This is a genomic window from Rhodococcus globerulus (assembly GCF_019334125.1).
GTDB classification, from domain to species: Bacteria; Actinomycetota; Actinomycetes; order Mycobacteriales; family Mycobacteriaceae; genus Rhodococcus_F; species Rhodococcus_F globerula.
In genome coordinates this window covers 5388174-5406390 of sequence record NZ_CP079698.1, presented here as the reverse complement: position 1 = coordinate 5406390, position 18217 = coordinate 5388174, and the positions used below count along the sequence as shown (strand labels likewise).

At 61.6% G+C, this 18217-nt stretch carries 16 protein-coding genes, 1 tRNA gene and 1 riboswitch; of the genes, 8 read left to right on the top strand and 9 right to left on the bottom strand.

What is annotated here, in order from left to right; all coding sequences use genetic code 11:
• Position 1: 1 nt before the first annotated feature.
• The 3 genes from purD to KYT97_RS24635 all read right to left on the bottom strand — a co-directional run bounded on the left by purD (position 2) and on the right by KYT97_RS24635 (position 4709).
• Positions 2-1258, bottom strand: coding sequence for a phosphoribosylamine--glycine ligase (gene purD, locus KYT97_RS24645; protein ID WP_033232262.1), 1257 nt, complete (start codon positions 1256-1258; stop codon positions 2-4).
• A 134-nt stretch (positions 1259-1392) separates the two neighbouring features.
• Positions 1393-3471: a glycosyltransferase family 39 protein gene (locus KYT97_RS24640; RefSeq protein ID WP_219110889.1), complete on the bottom strand. Its 2079-nt coding sequence runs from the start codon at positions 3469-3471 to the stop codon at positions 1393-1395.
• Complete coding sequence (locus KYT97_RS24635) at positions 3468-4709, bottom strand: bifunctional glycosyltransferase family 2/GtrA family protein (RefSeq protein WP_219110887.1); 1242 nt, start codon at positions 4707-4709, stop codon at positions 3468-3470. Before KYT97_RS24635 ends, KYT97_RS24640 begins: the two co-directional genes overlap by 4 nt.
• 140 nt (positions 4710-4849) lie before the next feature.
• On the opposite strand from KYT97_RS24635, the gene KYT97_RS24630 reads away from it, so the two are divergent.
• Together KYT97_RS24630 and KYT97_RS24625 are read left to right on the top strand one after the other, a co-directional pair.
• The gene (locus KYT97_RS24630) at positions 4850-5278 is read left to right on the top strand and encodes an HIT family protein (protein WP_116102257.1); all 429 of its coding nucleotides are present in this window, start codon (positions 4850-4852) and stop codon (positions 5276-5278) included.
• Between the two features lie 212 nt (positions 5279-5490).
• A complete protein-coding gene (locus tag KYT97_RS24625) occupies positions 5491-6126 on the top strand; it encodes a ScbR family autoregulator-binding transcription factor (protein WP_033232267.1) in 636 nt (211 codons plus the stop codon).
• A gap of 284 nt (positions 6127-6410) precedes the next feature.
• On the opposite strand, the gene KYT97_RS24620 is transcribed toward KYT97_RS24625, so the two are convergent.
• Both KYT97_RS24620 and KYT97_RS24615 read right to left on the bottom strand, forming a co-directional pair.
• A complete protein-coding gene (locus tag KYT97_RS24620; RefSeq protein ID WP_219110885.1) occupies positions 6411-7862 on the bottom strand; it encodes a sensor histidine kinase in 1452 nt (483 codons plus the stop codon).
• Positions 7859-8566, bottom strand: coding sequence for a response regulator transcription factor (locus tag KYT97_RS24615; RefSeq protein ID WP_219113111.1), 708 nt, complete (start codon positions 8564-8566; stop codon positions 7859-7861). The genes KYT97_RS24620 and KYT97_RS24615 overlap by 4 nt, the downstream gene beginning before the upstream one ends.
• 130 nt (positions 8567-8696) lie before the next feature.
• A riboswitch (guanidine-III (ykkC-III) riboswitch) is annotated at positions 8697-8759 on the top strand.
• An 11-nt stretch (positions 8760-8770) separates the two neighbouring features.
• Between KYT97_RS24615 and KYT97_RS24610 the strand changes: the two genes are divergently transcribed.
• The 3 genes from KYT97_RS24610 (at position 8771) to KYT97_RS24600 (ending at position 11282) form a co-directional block, all read left to right on the top strand.
• Positions 8771-9085 (top strand): DMT family transporter, encoded by a 315-nt coding sequence (locus KYT97_RS24610; RefSeq protein WP_033232602.1) that lies wholly within the window; start codon positions 8771-8773, stop codon positions 9083-9085.
• A gap of 67 nt (positions 9086-9152) precedes the next feature.
• The gene (locus KYT97_RS24605) at positions 9153-9968 is read left to right on the top strand and encodes an ABC transporter (protein WP_116102262.1); all 816 of its coding nucleotides are present in this window, start codon (positions 9153-9155) and stop codon (positions 9966-9968) included.
• Between the two features lie 501 nt (positions 9969-10469).
• Positions 10470-11282 carry a GAF and ANTAR domain-containing protein gene (locus KYT97_RS24600; protein ID WP_052683578.1) on the top strand — a complete coding sequence of 271 codons (813 nt, stop codon included), beginning with the start codon at positions 10470-10472 and terminating at the stop codon, positions 11280-11282.
• A gap of 56 nt (positions 11283-11338) precedes the next feature.
• Here the strand turns inward: KYT97_RS24600 and KYT97_RS24595 are convergent.
• Positions 11339-11413: transfer RNA gene (locus tag KYT97_RS24595), tRNA-Thr, on the bottom strand.
• 138 nt (positions 11414-11551) lie between these two features.
• Between KYT97_RS24595 and KYT97_RS24590 the strand changes: the two genes are divergently transcribed.
• Positions 11552-12979, top strand: a complete 1428-nt coding sequence (locus tag KYT97_RS24590) for a threonine/serine exporter family protein (RefSeq protein ID WP_033232271.1) — start codon at positions 11552-11554, stop codon at positions 12977-12979.
• 70 nt (positions 12980-13049) lie between these two features.
• Here KYT97_RS24590 and KYT97_RS24585 read toward each other — a convergent pair whose 3' ends face one another.
• The 3 genes from KYT97_RS24585 to KYT97_RS24575 all read right to left on the bottom strand — a co-directional run bounded on the left by KYT97_RS24585 (position 13050) and on the right by KYT97_RS24575 (position 15401).
• Entirely contained in the window at positions 13050-13295 is a 246-nt protein-coding gene (locus tag KYT97_RS24585) for an MbtH family protein (RefSeq protein ID WP_033232272.1), read from the bottom strand.
• On the bottom strand, positions 13292-14638 hold the full coding sequence (locus KYT97_RS24580) for a lysine N(6)-hydroxylase/L-ornithine N(5)-oxygenase family protein (RefSeq protein ID WP_045068727.1): 1347 nt from the start codon (positions 14636-14638) through the stop codon (positions 13292-13294). The genes KYT97_RS24585 and KYT97_RS24580 overlap by 4 nt, the downstream gene beginning before the upstream one ends.
• A 178-nt stretch (positions 14639-14816) precedes the next feature.
• Complete coding sequence (locus KYT97_RS24575; RefSeq protein ID WP_033232274.1) at positions 14817-15401, bottom strand: class I SAM-dependent methyltransferase; 585 nt, start codon at positions 15399-15401, stop codon at positions 14817-14819.
• A gap of 191 nt (positions 15402-15592) precedes the next feature.
• On the opposite strand from KYT97_RS24575, the gene KYT97_RS24570 reads away from it, so the two are divergent.
• Positions 15593-17746 (top strand): MMPL family transporter, encoded by a 2154-nt coding sequence (locus KYT97_RS24570; protein ID WP_116102268.1) that lies wholly within the window; start codon positions 15593-15595, stop codon positions 17744-17746.
• Between the two features lie 77 nt (positions 17747-17823).
• Positions 17824-18216, top strand: coding sequence for a DUF302 domain-containing protein (locus KYT97_RS24565; protein ID WP_116102270.1), 393 nt, complete (start codon positions 17824-17826; stop codon positions 18214-18216).
• Position 18217 lies beyond the last annotated feature (1 nt).

Sequence of the window (18217 nt, the reverse complement as noted above, 5' to 3'; positions counted from 1 at the left end):
ATCAGGGAAGAGCGATACGCCCCTCGACGGCACCGAGGCCGATATCGGTTCGGAAATGCCCACCGGGAAGCTTCACGAGTGCAATCTTCGCGTAGGCGTCGTCGCGTGCTTCGGCAAGATTCTTACCCACTCCGACAACACTCAGCACACGACCGCCGGCCGACACCACGGCGCCGTCGTCACGCTTTTTTGTGCCGGCATGGAGAACGCCCTCGGCGTCTGCTCCGGTGATCACGTCGCCTGTGCGCGGCGTCGCCGGGTAGTTCTCTGCGGCAATCACGACTGTGACGGCACTGCCGTCGCGCCACTGCAACGGACCAACGGAATCAAGCGTGCCGGTGGACGCGGCGTTGAGCAATCCGCCCAGCGGCGTTTCGAGCAGCGCGAGAACTGCCTGCGTTTCCGGGTCACCGAATCGGCAGTTGAACTCGACCACGGCCGGTCCGTTGACACCCATCGCGAGGCCGGCGTAGAGGAGGCCGGTGAAACCGCTGCCCCGTGCAACCAACTCCGCGGCGACAGGCTTCACGACGTCGTCGACGATCTGCGTGACCATCTCGTCCGGCAACCACGGCAACGGGGTGTACGCACCCATGCCGCCGGTGTTGGGTCCGCTGTCACCGTCGCCGACGCGCTTGTGATCCTGCGCGGGCAGCAATGGAACAACCGTCTCTCCGTCGACGAGGCAGAAGAGCGACACCTCGGGTCCGTCGAGGAATGATTCGAGCAAGACCGGGTGGCCACTCTCGAGCAGTTCGGCAGCGTGGTCACGCGCTGCGCCGCGGTCGGTCGTAACTACGACGCCCTTGCCAGCGGCCAGTCCGTCGTCCTTGACCACCCAGTTGGGGCCGAAACGATCGAGGGCCTCGTCGAGCTTGGCGGGATTGTCGACGATCTCACTGTGAGCGGTCTTGACACCGGCAACAGCCATGACGTCCTTGGCAAAAGCCTTGGAACCTTCGATGCGGGCTGCGTCGGCAGAAGGCCCGAAGCAGGCGATACCGGCTGCTCGCACCGCATCGGCGACACCGAGTACCAGCGGAACCTCAGGACCGATGACAACGAGGTCTGCCTCGACCTTTTTCGCCAACGCAGTGACAGCCTCGCCCGACGCGACGTCGACCGGGTGTTGCTCGGCGATCTTGGCGATACCGGCATTACCGGGCGCGCAGATCAGGGCCGTGACACCTGGATCGCGAGCAAGAGAGAGAAGGAGGGCATGTTCACGGGCTCCGGAGCCGATTACGAGTACGCGCACGTGAACAGACTACGGCCCCACACCGGTGCGTCTCGCAGCGTGTGCCACCTGGGGGTTCCCGGTACACAAGACAGAACAAGGTCGCGCAGTCCGATCGGGTTGACCGGACTGCGCGACCCTGCCGACGGCGCGTGTCAGACCGTCAGGTCGTAGAGAGTCACTCCATCCACTGTGGTCGCCGTGAAGTTCTCGGTCACCCATTTCGAGATCGCGGTGGCCGTTCCTTCGGCGTTCATACCGCCGCCCATTCCGCCGCCTGCGATGAAGAAGTGAATCTTCCCGTCCGCCACGTACTGCTGGAACTGCTCGAGCGTCGGCGACGGATCGCTACCGTTGAAGCCGCCGATCGCCATGACCGGAGACTCCGTCGCGAGTTGGTATCCAGACGCACTGTTCGACCCGATTGCCGCCGCTACCCAGGTGAACTGGTCGGCGTTCTCCTCGAGCTTCTCCACCACAGCCGCACCGGGGGTGCTGCCCCGCAGGAGCCCACCTGCCGAACCGCCCATGCCACCTCGAGCGCCGTCGATTGCAGTCCCCGGCGTGACAGCAGCTCCCGGGGTTGCGCCGGCACCTGGGGCCTGACCCATCCCGGTAGGCGGTGTGCCCATTGCGGCGCCCGCGCCGCCAGTAGGTCGGGTGGCGCCCGCGCCGCCAGTAGGTCGGATGCCGCCGTCGCCTGCTCCACCAAATCCCCCGCGACCACCACCCGGTCCACCCATTCCACCTTGAACACTGGGGCCGGCGGAGACTATCGAACCGGTGTGCGGAGTGTTGATCGTGTCGATCGCATAGGCGCTCGGCCCGGCGAGTCCCGTGAACAGCGCCGCGAGTACCACCGCTACTGCCAGTCGTCCCCGAGTGATCGCGGGAATCAGCATCGCCGCCGCGGCAACAATGCCGACCGCAAGAATGGTCCACCGCAGCCACGGGACAAACGACGGTGCGCGTCCCAGCAATACCCATGCCATCGCCACAGTTGCCGCCAGTGAAACAGCCAGGACGATACGAACCCACACAGTTTCGCGGCGACGCCACAAGAGCACGGAGCCCGATCCGACCAGCGCGGCAATCGCCGGGGCCAGCGCGACCGTGTAGTAGGCGTGGAAAATTCCGGCCATGAAGCTGAAGGTCAGTCCGGTTACCAGCAACCAGAGACCCCACACGATGAACGACGCGCGCTGTGTGTCGACACGAGGTGCCTTACCCCGCACTACGATTCCGGCAACAAGCAAAATGAGTGCTGCCGGAATCAGCCAGGCTATCTGGCCGCCCTGGGCTGATTCGAAAAGCCGCGTGATGCCAGTGGTACCCCACATGCCGCCACCGCCGCCTGCACCACCCGGTGCCGCTCCACCCCCGCCGACGCTGCCGGTCTCGTTGCCGCTCAATCGGCCCAATCCGTTGTAGCCTAGCGTCAATTCGAGAATGGAGTTGTTCTGCGAACCGCCGATCCACGGACGCGAATCAGCCGGCCACAGTTCCACGATCGCCAACCACCAACCGGCAGAAACGATCAGACCGCCGAGTGCGGCAAACAGTTGCAGAACCCGCTTGCCCAACTTCGGAGGACCCGCGATCAGGTATGTCAGAGCCAGCGGCGGGACGACAAGCATGACTTGCAACTGCTTGGTCAGGAAGCCGAAGCCGCAGAACACACCGACCAGCACGAGCCATCGGGTTCGGCCGTCTTCGACGGCTCTCATCATCGCCCATACTGCCGCGATCATGAGGAGAACCAGCAGCGCGTCGGGGTTGTTGAACCGGAACATCAGTGCGGCAACAGGAGTGAGCGCCAGAACCAGCCCAGCGAGGAGTCCCTCGGCGGCGCCGAAGTACCGGCGAACGGTAGCCCACAACAGCGCGACCGAACCGACACCGAGCAACGCCTGCGGCACCAACATCGCCCACGAGCTGAGCCCGAAGATGCGCACGGACAACGACATGAGCCACAGCGACATCGGCGGCTTGTCGACGGTAATCGAGTTGGCCGCGTCCGAAGAGCCGAAGAAGAAAGCCTTCCACGACACCGAACCAGCTTGCACCGCAGCGGCATAGAACGAGTTCGCCCAACCGGAAGCTCCCAACCCCCAGATGTAGGCAACACCGGTACCCACAAGAAGCGCGCCCAAAGCCCACGGCTCCCAGCGCACGGAACGTGGCGGTTCGGGAAGAGGCGCGACGACACCCTCCTGTTCGACAGTAGCGGTCATCGAGTAACTCCTACAGGTTGTGCGGAACGGAATACCCAGCGAAGTGCAACAAATCGACTCACTGTGGCAACAAGATTGGCGATGATCAGGACGGCCAACTCGATATGTTTGGATGCGTCAGGGGCCGCGGAATGCAGCACGAACAACGATCCACTGGTGAGAAGGAGCCCGAACGCGAATACCAGCAGACCCTGTGCCTGATGGCGCCCGGAACCTTCCGAACCTCGAATACCGAAGGTGAAGGCACGATTGGCCGTGGTGTTGAAGACCGCAGTCACCAACAGTGCAACTGCGTTGGCCCACTGGGCACCCATCACGGAGTGCAGTGCGAGGTACAGGAGTGCGTAGGCCAGGGTCGAGACGACACCGACAACGGCGAACCTGGCCAGTTGTCCGACCATCCCGCGTGGCACACCGGGAACCAGCGGCTCCCGTCCGAAGCTTGCCCGAAGGTCCGCCAGGGGCAGAGATCCGCTCGACAGTGCTCGGCCCACGCGCACTACTCCTTTGATATCGGCAACTGCGGTGGCAACGATGTCGACTCGGCTGTCGGGGTCGTCGACCCAGTCCACCGGTACCTCGTGGATTCGCATCCCGGACCGCTCGGCCAATACCAGCAGTTCCGTGTCGAAGAACCATCCTGTGTCCTCCACCAACGGAAGCAGTTGGCGCGCAACATCGAGGCGCATCGCCTTGAATCCGCACTGGGCGTCGGAGAACCGGGCGTGCAGTGCGCTGCGCAGAATGAGGTTGTAACTGCGTGAGATGAACTCACGTTTGGGGCCGCGAACGACCCGCGACGAACGTGCCAACCGGGATCCGATCGCGATATCCGAATGCCCGGACACCAACGGTGCGATCAGCGGCATCAATGCATTGAGATCGGTGGAGAGATCCACGTCCATGTACGCGACAATGTCGGCGTCGGACGCACTCCATACCTGCCGCAGCGCCCGACCCCGCCCCTTCTCGTCCAGGTGCACAACTCGGACGTCGTCGAATTCCTCGGCGAGAGAGTGTCCGATTGCCAATGTTCCGTCGACACTGGCGTTGTCGGCGATCGTTATCCGCGCCGGATAGGGAACGTGGGTTCGTAGGTGGTGGCGCAACCGCCGAACGCACGTGGCGAGGCCGGCTTCCTCGTTGTACACCGGGACCACCACGTCCAGCACTACCGCCGTCGTGGAACGTCCCCCAGCGTCCGTGGCGCCCACGGTCTGCATGGCTTCTGTCGTCATGCGTCTCAGAATCGCCCGCTACGCCGTGATCACTCTGGACACGGGCTGGGAGTTTCCTGGCAACCAGATTCCCTGCCTGCGAACTTTCCTGCCCAACGACGGGTTTCCTGCCAAACACTGTGCGGGATAGCCTTTGACCTATGCCTTCAGTATTCAGCGCCATTATCAACGGGGACCTACCTGGCCGTTTTGTGTGGGAGGACGACGACGTCGTTGCCTTCCTTACTATCGCGCCGGTGACACAGGGCCATGTACTGGTAGTTCCTCGTACCGAGGTAGATCAGTGGCAGGACGTCGATCCCGAACTTTTTGCCAAAGTGACCGCAGTTGCGCGCACGATGGGCCAGGCCGTGCGCAAAGCGTTCGACGCGCCGCGCGCCGGGCTCCTGATCGCCGGTTTGGAAGTGCCGCATCTGCACGTCCATGTTTTTCCCGCATACACAATGGGAAATTTCGACATCAGTGGCGCCGATCCGTCGCCGTCGCCTGAATCTCTCGAAGACGCCCAAGCACGTCTGAAGGCAGCACTTCGCGAAATCGGACATACGAGCAACGTTTCAGCGCGCTGACGGTTAACTGTGAGAGTTGCCGCAATGTCCGATCCAGTGTTGCGGCCGTCCACTTTATTCCGTTTATTGACGGTGACCTGCACTTCCACATTCCGAACAGTCCGTTTACGTTGTCGCACAACAACGAGTTTCGCTGCTACCGTTGAGCGCTGGTCGCAGGACCAGCGCCCAACGGGACACACCAGTTGGGACCATTCGGAGGAACGGAAGCAATGCAGGAACGCGCCAAAATCAGTCGCCAGCAGATTCTCCGCGGCGCGGCTGACCGTTTCGAAATCTCTGGGTACGGCAGCACCAGCATGAATGACATCGTGTCCGCGTCACGGATGACCAAGGGCGCGGTTTACTTTCACTTCTCCTCCAAAGACGAACTTGCCCAGGCCGTCATCGACGAGCAGCATCGCATTTCCCTGGCATCGTTCTCTGCAGCTGCGTCTACCGGCGCCCCGGCATTGGAGCAGGTCATCATGGTCTGCAACGAGATCGCTCGACAATTGATCTCCGATCCAGTCGTTCGCGCCGGCATCCGACTCACCTTGGAGCTCAATACTGCCGACGGCCCCTTCGAGCCCTATCTCACCTGGATTCGAGAACTTCAAAGGCTGGCCGACATCGCACAGCAAGAAGGCGATATCCGCCAAGACGTCACACCCGAATCCGTAGGTCGTGTTGTCACGGCGACATTCACGGGCGTGCAAATGGTCTCGAACGTGCTGACGCGTCGAGCGGATCTCTCGGAGCGCATCGACGAGTTGTTCGTACTGCTCCTTGCCGGTGTGGTCTCGGAGAAGCGTCGCGGTGACATCGACACCCTGGTGAGAACCCGCCTCGAGTCCTACGTCGCCTGACCGGACTTTCCGCGAACTCGGCAGCGGTGGGTCGCGCACTCCGCGTGTGGCACTCGACACGCCGAACGTCGATTACCACTTGTCTCGTACAAGCGTGCAACTTCGTCGAGAAGTGCCTGTCGCTGGACTTGTTCGAAGATAACGCAGGTAATCGTTCTTTTTTTCACCTTCGGCGGCAGCAGTTTTCACGATCTTGTCGCCCCGGAACTACCTCGTGACCGGTCTGGCGCCAACGACGTTCGAGTGGTGTTGCGCAGTGGATGCTACACAGTTTTCTCTCCAGGTCAGTCTTCGTGGGGCTCGCGAGGCAGTTCGACCCGGAAGGTCGCACCCTCGCCGGGCGCGCTGGTCACCGAGACGGTTCCATGGTGTGCTTCCACCAACGCGGACACGATCGACAGACCGAGACCCGCACCGCCGGTTTCCCTCGTGCGGGACGTGTCCGCGCGATAGAACCTTTCGAAAATTCGTGCCGCGTCTTCCTCACTGAGCCCTTGGCCGGTATCCGAAACCTCGATGACCACAGTGTCTTCGGTAGTCCCCAACCGAATGACGATCTCAGCGTCCGGCGGAGTGTGCTTGACTGCATTTCCGACCAGGTTCGCGACTACTTGGCGCAGGCGGGCCTGATCCCCGACAACCTCGGGGGTCCCCGGCCCACCCGTCATCGCCAGCGTGACGCTCCGATCGGGCGCGATGGCCCGCGCCGCTTGAATCGAATCTGCCACAACGGCAAGGAGATCCACCGTCTTGTTGTCGAGTGGACGTTGCTCGTCGAGTCGCGCGAGCATCAGGAGGTCTTCGACCAGCAAGCCCATCCTCGACGCTTCCCCTTCGATGCGGTTCATCAGTGTGGCCGTATCCGTCATGGCACCTTGGCGATACAGTTCCGAGAACCCGCGGATGGTAGTCAGCGGAGTGCGCAATTCATGGCTCGCATCGCCGACAAAACGTCGCATACGCTCTTCCGAGCGGCGTGCCGATTCTTCCGACGCCTCCGTTGCAGCAAAGGCCCGCTGAATCTGGGCCAGCATTCCGTTGAGCGCCACCGACAATCGACCGATTTCGGTACGATCGTCCCTTTCTGGAACACGTCGGTGGAGATCGCCCGCGGCAATGGCTGCTGCAGTTTCCTCAACTTCTACCAAAGGCCGAAGACTACGACGGACGACGAAGTAGGCCGCACCGCCGAGTACGAGTAACACCACCACACCGATCCCGAACTGGAGACCGATCAGGTCGTCGACAGTCTGCTCGATATCCGTCATGCGGACGCCGATTGTGGTGGTTGTTCCGTCTCGAACAGTGGAGAGCACACGCCACTTCACATCCGAACCGTCCGTCGAACCTGTCGTGACCGGCCCGTTCGTCGCGTCGACAGACAGGTCCGGCGTTGTCGACGACGATTGGTCGTTCAGGGTGATGATTTTTCCGTCCGCAGTCACCGTGCGCACGAAGAACGGGCTCGGCGGACGGGTATTCGGGCCGACGGCGCTGGGCGGCTGGACATCTCGCGAATGCGGCTTTGCCCAACCGTCGATGGCCTCGTACAGAGTCCGATCGGTACGTTGCGTCAGCGAGTTCTCGAGCGCAGACGTCACCGCCACTCCGGATGCGAGCAAACCCATTCCAGCCAGAATGAGTAGTGCGGCCACAAGCGTGAATCGGAGCGGAAGCGCATGCACACGGAATCGCCCTCCCGAGGAAGGCTTTTCGGTCTGCAACTGCGAAGTCATCGCCGAGGTTCGCGCATCACGTACCCGACGCCACGCAACGTGTGGATCAACGGAGTCTCACCCGTGTCGACTTTGCGTCGAAGGTAGGAAACATAGGACTCGACCACACCCACCTCGCCGCCGAAGTCGTAGTTCCAGACGTGATCGAGGATGCGCGGCTTGCTCAGGACAGTGCCGGCATTGACCATGAAGTACCGCAGCAGAGTGAACTCCGTCGGAGACAGCGATACCAGCTCTCCGCTCTTCCACACTTCACGCGTGTCGTCGTCAAGTTCGATGTCCGCGAACGTAACCCGAGGGGACTGCTCCGGCGCAACTCCGCGCCCTGCTCGGCGCAGTATGACGCGCAACCGCGTCACCACTTCCTCGAGGCTGAACGGCTTGGTCACGTAATCATCAGCACCCAACGTGAGGCCGGTAATCTTGTCGTCCAACGCGTCCTTCGCCGTCAGAAAAAGCACCGGGGCGTCGACGCCGTCCGCACGCAACCGTCGCAGCAGTCCGAAGCCATCCATTCCGGGCATCATGACGTCCAAGATGATCGCGTCGGGACGGAATGTCCGCGCCACGTCGAGGCCTTCGGCGCCACTGGATGCGGTGGCAACCTCAAAACCTTGAAAACGGAGGCTCACGGAGAGCAACTCCACGATGGTTGGCTCGTCGTCGACAACGAGGATGCGGGCTTCACTTGGCTTGTCGGTCACAAAAACGATCTTCTCCCCTCCTACTGGATTCACGCTGCGTGTTCCCTGGGAAGTTCCTGTGAACGGTTTCGGATGTGACTGGTCTGACCGCCCGAATCAGCCTTCGACCTGCGTTCCGTTGCTATCGTGAAGTGAGTCGGTAACGACATCCGGACGAGCACACCGTACCCGGCCAGCGACAAGACGGTGTTAGGAGTGTTCGTCATGGCATGGATCGTGCTCGTAATTTCCGGAATCTTCGAAGCTGTGTGGGCCACCGCACTGGGCAAATCCGATGGATTCAGCAAGCTGTCACCCACCATCGTGTTCATACTCGGTCTGATCGTCAGCATGGCCGGTCTTGCGTACGCAATGCGGACGCTTCCGATCGGCACTGCGTACGCAATCTGGGTCGGCATCGGCGCCGCGCTGACCGTCGGATACGCCATGATCACGGGTACCGAGTCCTCGTCGATCGTCAAAGTCCTGTTGATTCTGGTCATCATCGGAGCAGTGGTCGGCCTCAAGGTTCTGCACTGACGTTCTTCTGCACTGACGCCCGCATTATCCGGGCGAGTATTTGTGTGTGACCGGTTACAGTTATTCAATGAGACTGGTCGAGATACTCACGCTACCCGTGCGCGCGGGCATCGCCGCCGCAGAAATCAGCCTGGGTATTGCCGAACTGACGGTGACAACCGTACGAGTTGTCATCTCGAACCCAGGCGCCGCGACGGTCGGCGCGGCATCCCTGGCAAATCCGCGCGGGCCGTTGCAGATGATTCAACAGTTGTCGTCACTGACAGCGGACGACCGTCCCATCGGGCAGGCTCTCGCCGCCGGCGGGCCACTCGATCGACTGTTGGCCCCCGGCGGACCGGTCGACAAGTTGACTGCACCGGACGGAACACTCGAACGCCTTCTAGCTCCAGGTGGCCCGCTCGAACGCGTGCTCGCGCCGGGCGGCCCGCTGGACCGAGTGCTCGCCGAGGACGGCGCGTTGGAGCGACTGCTTGCACCCGGTGGGCTACTCGACCGGATGACGGCCGAAGACGGCCCATTGGAAAGATTGACGGCCCAGGACGGCGCGGTGGAGCGCCTCACCGCAAAGAACGGCGTCATCGATCGCGCACTGGCAGAAAACGGAATCCTCGAAACGCTGCTCGCAGAGAACGGCGCATTCGAAAGACTTATCGCCGAGGGTGGTCCACTCGATCAGATTGTTGCCCTTTCCGACACTCTGACGTCATTGGCCCCCAACCTCGAACGCATGAGTGCGAGCATCGAAATACTTCAGGACACCGTCGCGGTACTGAGTGCTGCGGTGGGCCCACTCGGAGAACTTGCCGGAAAGCTCCCCAACCGATGGCTCAAAGGCAAGAGCGAGCGGCCGATATCCGATGTAGGCATCGAACCCGCATAACGGGTTCTTACCTGCATAACAGAGTAGTTTCGCGGAGTCAGTTATTGATCACGATATTGAGATTGACGATAATTCCGCCGAAAGTCAGGATCGTGTTCGCCAGGCCGAGGGTGAATCCGCTGTTCAATGCGGCAATAAGTCCATTCATTGTCGTATCCCCTTCACTGTCTTCGGGTTACACGTACAAGTTTGTGCGCTGGCGCTGAGAATAGGCCATGCACGGAGCATCCGGGGACTTGACGAAGAATCTTGTACTACAGTCGCAACTTCTTACGGATGTGTTGCAGCACAACAGATTTAGAGCGAACTGGCGCATACCCATTTCTGCGCGTCGCCAAACGTCACCAGCCAATATGCTCGATGTCCGATTCGTGACAAAGGTAACGAATCCGACGGCAATCCACTCGTTCCGCGACTAAACAGACTGCAGACCAGGTATCCAGGTGCGAGAATGGGACAAATCACCCGAATTTGCGGGCCTGGAAGAAGGGTGTGCAAGTTATGACGCCGCCACACGCCGATATTTGCCATGGAACCGGTTACAGTGCAGGCACTTTCGTACTTCCAGCCCGATTGAGGGCAACCACCGACGCCCTGCGCTCACTCTATGCGCAACCCGATAAGCACACAGATGACGGGCACTTCCTCGAGCAAATCTGCAACCATGCCGTGGACATTATCGACAGCGCCCACCATGCCGGCATCACCGTCGCCGAGTCCGACTCCACCCATCGCACCGTCGCCGCGACCGACGATCTCGTCCACTCGGTCGACGAGCTGCAATTTCAGCTCGGAGTCGGGCCCGCCGTGGAATCCGCCCACGCCTCATGTGTCGTGCACGCACACTCCAGCGAAGCCAACCGTCGCTGGCCGCAATTTGCCGGTGAGGCGCGGCGTGCCGGAGTATCGAGCTTCCTCTCCGCACCACTCCCCGGACAGGGGCAACCGCTCGGGACACTGAATCTGTACAGCCGCGACCAGTACGGATTCACCGATGCCGACGCTGCAATCATCGAACTCTTTGCCCTCACGGCGTACTTCGCGTTGCGCAGTTCGCATCGACTCGAGCTTGCCCGAGCACGCACGAGGGACCTCGAACTCGCCCTCGAATCCCGAGGCGTGATCGAGCAGGCAAAAGGCATCATCATGGGCACCCGACACGTCACCGCCGACGACGCCTTCTCGCTCCTCATCCAAGAATCCCAGACGAGCAACATCAAACTTCGTGTAGTCGCGCAACAACACATCGCCGCTGCGATCAACCCGAGCCAGGCCAACGCGGATACCCACGACACCAGGCCGTCCGCCAACTAGGTCCACCACCAAAAAGGGCGCCCCTCGGCTGATTGCCGGGTGGACGCCCTCTGTATTGGAGCCTCCTGTCGGGATTGAACCGACGACCTTTCGCTTACAAGGCGAGTGCTCTACCACTGAGCTAAGGAGGCGAAGTCGCACGCGTCGCCGCGAACGATCTTTGCGGAGCCATCATATCCAAGCCGTCACGGTGGCCGCGCGCGGGTCACATTAGATACCGTGGGCCCCATGAGCACCCCGCAGAGTCGACCACCGACGCGCCGCCCTTGATGTCGAAACTCGCCGAGGCCCTCGACCGTTTGACCGGCCACCGCCAGGCCACGCTGGACACGGTCACGTCGGCACCCGCGCCTCTACAACCGATCGACCTGACCGACGACGCAGTGGTGGCCGAAGTCCTCGACCTGGCAGTTCGGGTCGGCGAGGTGCTCCTCGCATCGGGAACGGCGGCGATGGACACCGCCGAACAGGTTCAGTTCATCGCAGCGACCTACGGTTTGGCTCAGTGCGATGTCGATGTCACGTACAACTCGATCGTTCTGTCCGCGTATCGAGGACCGACCCGCCCGCCGGCCAGCACGATGCGTATCGTCCACTACCGCTCGATGGACTTCACCCGCCTCGCTGCGGTGGACCGTCTGACGCGTCGCATCAGACGCGAGGCCATCACCCCGAATCAGGCCCACGAGGCACTGACGACGATCACAACCGCGCCCCATCCGTACAGTCGCTGGACCGCAACTCTGGCGTGGTCTGCGATGGCCGCGTCGGTGTCCGTGCTCCTCGGCGGCGGACTCCTGGTTGCCACGGTGTCATTCCTGACGACGATGGTGATCGACCGAGTTAACCGGGTTCTCAACCGTTTCGGATTGCCGTTCTTCTTCCAGCAGGTGATGGGCGGCCTGATCGCCGCTGCCCCGGCCGCAACCCTGTACACCTTTCAGGAACAGTTGGGGATCAGCATCAGACCGTCGCTGATCATCGCGGCCGGGGTGGTGGTTCTGCTCTCGGGGCTGTCGTTGGTCGGCTCGGTGCAGGACGCAATCATGGGCGCGCCCATCACCGCAGTGGCACGTTTCTTCGAAGTCGTGATGATGACGGGCGGCATCATCGCCGGCGTCGCGATCTCGTTGCGCGTCACCGGAATGTTGGGCTCGACGTTGCCACCGATCAACGTCGAAGCCTCCCCGATCACCCAGCTTCCGGTGCTGATGCTCTCCGGCGCATTCGCGTCGGTGTTCTACGCACTTGCCTGTTATGCGGAAAGGCGAGCGTTGACAGCCGCCTTCCTCGGCGGCGCGGCGGGCAGTGGTGTCTCGATCTACGTGCAGACACTCGACGTCGGGCCAGTCATCGCGGCTGCAATCGCAGCGACGGTCGTCGGCCTCGCCGGTGGTTTGATGGCGCGCCGGGCACTGACTCCGCCGCTTGTCGTGGCCGTCGCAGGCATTACGCCACTGCTTCCCGGTCTCTCGCTGTACAAGGGGCTCTATTCGTTGCTCAACGATCAGGTGCTGGTCGGGTTGACTGCCCTGTTGTCGGCCTTCGGTATCGGTTGCGCATTGGCCGCGGGCGTCACACTCGGCGAGTGGGTGGCCCGTACGCTACGACGCCCCCGGATTCTCATGCGTGTGGACTCACTGCGTCGTCCCATGGTCCGAAAGCGGAAACGCCGCACGCCGGCAGCCAGCAGGTAGAACTAGCCGAACGCGAAAAGCTGGGCACCTATGTCGGTGCCCAGCTTTTGTCGCGTGTTCCAGGAACGGATCAGCTCTCCGAGCTGCGTCCTGCTGCAGCCTGGTCTGCTTCCATCGCCTCGCGCAGACTCTTGGGACGCATGTCGGTCCAGTTCTTCTCCACGTACTCGAGGCACGCTGCCCGGCTCTCTTCGCCGAACACCACACGCCAGCCCGCAGGGACCTCGGAGAACGTGGGCCACAGCGAATGCTGGTCCTCGTCGTTCACCAGCACGTAGAAGCGTCCGTCTTCGTCATCGAAAGGATTAGTGCTCATCTCGCCTCACTTGTTACGTACGTTTCTTGTGCGCTCAGACTAGCAAGCGCACCGGTCGTCTTCTGGTTGCTCAGAACGGACGCCAGAATCTCGCCTGCACGTACCGCGACGTTCGACAACAGCGACGACGTCAGTCCGTGTGTCCGTTCCGTACCACCCTGCAGGTAGATACCGCCCGTCACGTCATCCGTTACAGCCATACGATAGTCCCGACTTACGGTACGCGGAACGGACGAATCAGACACGAGATCGCCCAACAACGTATCCAGCGGGGCCGCAGTGAAGCCGGTAGCGAGGACCAGTGCGTCGCACTCGAGTGTCTCGGTGAGTCCGTCGAGATTGCTACGAACGGTCAGTTCGATGCCGGATTCGGATTCGGTGGCACTCGTGATCTCCGACGCCTTGTGCATGAACAACCGGCGCGGACCGCGGACCATTTCCTGATACTCGGTGGCATAGAGGCTGTTGATCAATTCGATGTCGACAACCGAGTAATTGGTACTGCGGTGCAGCGCCAGAATCCGCTCACGCTCGGCGGCACTTGCACCGTGCAGAGCGTCGACGGCTTCCGGATCGAAGATGCGGTTGGCATACGGACTGTCGTCGGCGGGGCTGTATCCGTAACGAGAAAAGACACTGTGCACTTCTGCGTTCGGGTAGTGGGAATGCAGGTAGTCGACGATCTCCGCGGCACTCTGGCCTGCGCCGAGGACAACAAACCGGTTGTGTGTCGGTGCCGGCATCGCGTCGAGATGGAACAGGAACTGATGGTTGTGGAAACAGCGGGAGGACAGTTGCGCCCAGTCGGGAATCCGCTCCACCAGACCAGCAGCGACCACGACGTTTCGCGCAGTGACCACGGTCCCATCGTCTAGCCGAACGTCGAAACGGTCGACAATGCCGTCGCCGTTTCGATTTCCGTCGACTGCTTCGACCGCGGTTCCGAAACTCACGTCTGCATCAACCCGACAAGCGGCCCAGCACAGGTAATCGTTGAACTCGTGACGCGTCGGGAAGAAAGTCTGGTGATTGACAAAATCGACGAGGCGCCCGTGCTCGTGAAGGTAGGAGAAGAAGCTGTATCCGCTCTGGGGATTGCGGAACGTCACCAAATCCTTGGGGAAGGCAATTTGCATAGTGGCTCCGTCGAGGAGCATTCCCGGGTGCCAGGCGAACTCGTCCTGCTTCTCGAAGAATCGTGCGGTGACACGATCAACTGCTGCACAGTTTGCGTTGTGTTCCTCGATTGCGATTGCCAAGGCGAGGTTGGCGGGGCCGAACCCGATTCCGACAATATCGACAGTGAGAGATGCAGCACTGAAGTCACTCGGTGATTCACTCATACAGGTTGTCCATCCCCGACATCACGACCAGGCGGCCGATCATCGATCCCAAGTCAGAAGCAAAGGCTATCCTTAATTAGGTGAGGGTATCAACATGGCGACCCATCGCATAGCGCTTGGCGCCCTGCCACAATGCGACGCACGTCATAGTTTGTCGGCCAGGGTGCGAATCGCCTGTTCAGCGCCGGTCCCACGGACCGAACTCGAGCAGAATATCTATCGCAAAGCCGTCATCTTGGGCACGCACCACATGTTCGAGCGCATAGACGCGGAAGCCTTCGGCAGCTCGCGCTAGATCGGAAATGCCCGGCAGGATGTCCGGCTCAGGCGGACCGCCGACCCCTCGGTGATAGTTCTCGATCGAATGCCCGAGGTACATCACTCGCCCACCCGGCGCGACCCACCCGGCGACGCGTCGCAAAGTGTCGACAAGTTCAGCGAGCGGAAGATGCAGAAAGCTCACCAGAACCAGGTCAACGTCACTTTCCGTTGTCCATGACGTCGCATCACCGACTTCCCATTTGACGGCACTGTCCACGTCCGCCGACCGCGCACGGTCGATCGCCACCGACGAGTAGTCGACACCGGTCACCGACCAACCGTGCTCCGCCAGCCAGCGGGCATGACGCCCGTCGCCGCACGCCAGGTCGACGGCAGTTCCCGGGTCCAGGTCGGCCACACGCGTAGCCACCGTTCCGGCCGGGTCGATCCCCCACGGCTGCGTCACTGCTCTGTACCGCTCGTCCCAATCCGATGCATCCATGCGCGTCTCCTCACTTTCCGAACGAGTGTCTTCATCTTCCGGCCGAAATCGACGCCTCAGCCGCTCTCCGCCGACAGCCTAAGCCGACATCGGTACCGCACTTCTCATGGTCCGAGATGTGACAACAAGATACCCCCAGGGGTATACATGACAGCAAATCGTAAATACCCCCACCCGTATCAGGAGTTGGAATGACGACCGCAACAAGCGCCGATTCGGCGCCACCCGACCAGGGCGCACGCGACGGAGCACTCGCCCGACTCGGACGCACCATGGCCACGCATACCCGCTGGGTTATCGGCATCTGGTTGATCGCCCTCGTGGCACTTGGCGCCGCAGCACCAAGTGTCTTCACGTCATTGGCCGGCGCAGGTTGGCAAGCGAACGGGTCGGAATCGGTACAGGTCCGGGAGTTGGCAGAGCAGCATTTCGGCGGAAATTCCTCGGCCGCAGTCCAGGTTGTCGTGCATTCGGATTCGCAGCAGATCAGCGATCCGGAGTTGCAGGACACCCTCGCCCGCGCAACGGCACTGTTCGCCGGAGACAGTCGATTCGGTGACGTTGTCGCACCACAACCCGGCATGACGATCAGCCCCGACGGACACACCGGCATCCTGATTGCCGGCGCCAACGCGAGTACAGACGACATGGTGAGCGCCATCGACCAACTCGGAGGAAAACTCTCCGACCTCTCGACCAACGAGATCGAGGTGTACCCGACCGGCGCGTCGGCGTTGTGGAGCGATTTCAACAAGGCCAATCACGAAGCCATGATCAAGGCCGAAATGATGTCGTGGCCAGTCACTCTCGCGATCATGGTGCTGGCTTTCGGTTCCCTGGTCGCAGCCGGATTGCCACTGCTTTTGACCCTCGCAGGTCTCGTCGCGTCGGCCGGCGGACTGGTGATTCTCAACGAGATCACGCCGATCTCGGTGTGGGCCATGAACTTCGCGATGATGTTTGCCCTTGCACTCGGCATCGACTACGCCCTGTTCCTGGTGGCCAGATTCCGCGACGCGCTACGAAAGAACCCCGACCCCCGAGCCGCTGTTGCCGAAACAATGGACACCGCAGGCAAAGCCGTCGTTCTGTCCGGCCTGACAGTCCTCGTCAGCCTCACGGCGGTTCTGATCGTTCCCGCACCCGCAGTGCGCACGATGGCGGTGGGAATCATGCTCGCAGTGATCTTCGTTCTCGCTGCAACACTGACCCTGCTCCCTGCAGTTCTCGGCACAATCGGTGCAAAGGTCAACGCCGGCTCACTCCCGTACGCGCGGCGCCAGCAACACCGTTCCCCACTGTTCGCGTCATGGGCGTCACTGCTGCACCGGCACCCCTGGCCGTTCGGCATCGGCGCACTGCTGATTCTGATTGCGCTCATCATCCCCGTCGTCGGACTGAAAGTGGCCATGCCGTCCATCGCGGTGGTTCCCGAGGACGCTCCGGTCCGCCAGGGATACGAATTGGTACAGCAGCAGTTCGGTGACGGCGCTCCCGGAATGCTGCAAATTGTCACGACCGCCGAGGACGCAGAAGGGACAGCGCGCGTTGCCGAATCCGTCGACGGCATAGCGATGCTCACTCCGGCACAACCCTCGGCAGATGGTTCCGATCTGGTTATGCTGCAGGCGGTTCCGAGCGTCGACCCGTCAGATCCCGCGATGGAGAGCATCCTCGCCGACCTGCGAGAGCGACTACCCGAATCCGCGCGTGTCGGGGGCGCCCCAGCCGAGAATCTCGATCTTCAGCAAGCATTGAACGACTACCTGCCGATCGTGATTGCCGTGATTCTGACACTCGGATTCGCCCTACTGCTGATCGCACTGCAGGCACCGCTCATCGCCGTCATCGGCACGTTGGTGAGCCTGCTGTCCACCGGCGCGGCATTCGGTGTCGCGAAGCTGATATTTCAGGACGGCCACGGATCCGGCCTGCTCGGCTTCGAACCTCAGGGCTTCTTGAACGGATGGGGTCCGGTGTTCTTCTTCGCGATGATCTTTGCGATTGCGATGGACTACACCGTCTTCCTCCTCTCGAGCGCCAAGGAACACTACGAGCGAACCGGCGATCCCAAGATCGCTCATATCGACGGACTGGCACACTCCGGCCGAGTGATCGCAGCAGCGGCTGCCGTGATGGTGGCCGTATTCTTCACCTTCGCGTTGGCAGACCCCTTGCCACCGAAGGAGATGGGAATCATCCTCGGCGTCGCGGTCGTACTCGACGCCGTCCTCGTCCGCCTGGTTCTTCTTCCGGTTGCGCTGCGCCTTACCGGCAAGGCGGCGTGGTGGTCACCCACGTGGCTGCGCCGGGTTCTGCCGAAGATCAGCTTCTCGCACGGCTAGATCATGTACCCGACATCACTGTTAACCAGATACCCCTAGGGGTATGCTGAAATGAAGACGACAGAAGGAGAACTCCCATGGATATCGCTCTTGGCACCAAGGTCAGCGGAACATTCGACGACGTCGTGGCCCGCACTCGCGAAGCCCTCTCGGATCAAGGCTTCGGCATCCTCACCGAAATCGACATGCAAGCAACCCTCAAGGCCAAACTCGGTGAAGACATGGAGAAGTACCTGATCCTGGGTGCCTGCAATCCGCAGCTCGCGCACCGCGCCGTTGGGGTCGATCGTCAAATCGGCCTACTGCTGCCGTGCAATGTCGTGGTTCGCGAAGACACGTCGGCCGAAGATTCGTTTTATGTCGAGGCCATGAATCCGGATGTGATGGTGCAGGTTTCCGACGAAAGCGGACTCGAGGCGGTCGCGACCGAGGCGGCCACCAAACTACGCGCCGCAATCAGCGCACTCTGAG